Here is a 2,169-nt window from a genome sequence, read left to right as displayed (position 1 = left end):
ACCACGCCTCGGCGGACGGCGGGGCGATCGTTGCGATGAACGGATCGAACCCGCAAGTTCTGGGATGTCTCTTCAAATGGAATACGGTGATGGGGAACGGCGGGGGCCTCTCCGCGATGGGCGGCGCCTACGTGGGGGACTGCCTCTTTCGAGGGAACTACGCGGAGACTTCCGGCGGAGCGATCCACGCCCTCGGCTCCGTGCTCGCCGTCGAAACGTGCGTCTTCGACGGGAACGGCGCCGGATCGCAGGGGGGAGGCCTCGCGAGCCGGGACGGCGCGGCGCCCACGGTCCGCTTCTCGACCTTCGCCGGAAACACCGCCCCGAACGGGTCCGCTCTCGCGTCCTGGGCGGCCGCGATGCAGATCGAGAACACGATCATCGCCTTCAACTTCGCCGGAGAAGCTGTCGCGTGCATCACTCCGTTCGAAAACCTCAGCGTGTCCTGCACGGATATCTTCGGCAACGAGGGAGGAGACTGGTTCGGGTGCATTGAGGAGTTCGCCGGAATCGACGGGAACCTCTCGGCGGATCCCCTCTTCTGCGGAGGCGAAGGAGGAGACCCCGAGGATCCGTACGAGCTCCGCGCGGGCTCCCCTTGCTCCCCCGAGTCGGTGGGGGCGTGCGAGCAGATCGGGGCGCGTCTCGTCGGCTGCGGCCTCGCTGTCCGTTGGAGCGGAGGGGGGGACGGCTTCTCGTGGAGCGACCCGGAGAACTGGGATCCGATCGGCGTCCCGGGGCCCGGAGACCGTGTCGTGATCGACCTCGAGATCCCAGGAGGTTACACGGTCGAGTTCGAGGGGGGCGACCCGATTCGCTCCCTCGATATGGGAACTTTGCTTGGCATGCAGTCGCTCCACATCGGCGCCGGGACCCTCCAGCTCGCGGAAGGCGGATGGAACGCGAGCCGGATCGTCGTCTCGGAGGGGGCGGCTCTGCGGACCGACGGGCTTTTCGAGAACCGCGACGGCGCGACGCTCGTTCTCGAGGGAGGCGATCTGGAGGGGAGCGGTCCTTTCCGAAACGGCGGGGACGTGATCAAGTCCGATCCCAGACTTCTTCGCGCGGTGAGCCGGATCGCGTGCGCGTTCGAGAACACGAGCGAGGATCCGGGGGACGGCGCGGTCCGCGTGGATGAGGGAGTTCTCGCCATCGAAGCGCCGTTCGACAACGCGGGAGAGTTCTCCGTGTCGAGCGGCGCGGAGGCGCATCTCGATCCGGGCGAAGGGTCTCTCCGACAGGGAGAGGATTTCGTGAACACCGGGGTCGTCGAGCTCGAGGAGGACGCGGTTCTCTCGATCACGGGGCCATCGACCGTCTTTCTCAATCAGTCCGACGGGCTCGTGGATCTTCTCGGCGGCGACATCCTCGGCGAGGGGCTCTTCGCGAACCTCGGTCTCGTGCGGAAGCGGGGCGGGAGAGGCCTCGCGCGCGCGACAAGCCGGATCGCGTGTGCGTTCGAGAACCAGAGCGACGACCCGGGGGATGGCGCGGTGACCGTGGACGAGGGGCTTCTCGCGATCGAAGGGACGTTCGACAACGCGGGGGCGTTCTCCGTCTCGAGCGGCGCCGAGGCGCTCCTCGATCCGGGCGAGGGACCTCTCCGCGGCGATCTCTTCCGGAACCAGGGGATCGTGACGGTCGGAGGGGGCGCGGCCCTCACGATCGCGGGAAGCGCGACCCGCTTCGCGAACTCCCCCGGCGGGGTCTTCCATCTCGAGGGAGGGGATCTTCTCGGGGACGGGCTCTTCTCGAACAGGGGCCTCGTGCGGAGGACCGACGCGCCCGGCCTCTCGATCACGGAGAGCCGGGTCGGATGCCGTTTCGAAAACATCCTCGAGGATCCGGGGGACGGGGCGTTCCATGTGGAGGAGGGGATCGTGGCCGTGCAGGATTCCTTCGTGAATGAAGGAACGGTCCGTGCGGACGGGGGAACGGAGATCCGTGTGGAGACTCCCTCGCCCCTCCGGCCGGGCCGGGGCGCGCACCTTCTGAACAAGGGGACGATGCGGATCGAGCCGGGCGCGTGGTTCGATCTCCGCGCGACCGCGTGGAACACGTTTCTCGGCGCCGCCGAGATCTTCGGGACGGCGCGCGTGAACGAAGGGGCCGAGTGGACGAATCGGGGATGGACGATCGTTGGGGAAGACGCCGCGCTTCTCACCCTCG

1 protein-coding gene is annotated in these 2,169 nt (G+C 68.0%); it reads left to right on the top strand.

Features of this window, described 5'->3' with window-relative positions; genetic code table 11:
* Positions 1-35: 35 nt before the first annotated feature.
* Positions 36-2,169, top strand: a 2,134-nt coding sequence (locus FJY73_14345) for a hypothetical protein (GenBank protein ID MBM3321839.1), incomplete at its 3' end; no start/stop codon positions are given.

It is taken from the genome of Candidatus Eisenbacteria bacterium (genome assembly GCA_016867715.1).
In the GTDB taxonomy this organism is placed as follows: domain Bacteria; phylum Orphanbacterota; class Orphanbacteria; order Orphanbacterales; family Orphanbacteraceae; genus VGIW01.
The sequence above is the reverse complement of the archived record's forward strand: the minus strand, read 5'-3'. Positions and strand labels throughout refer to the sequence as shown.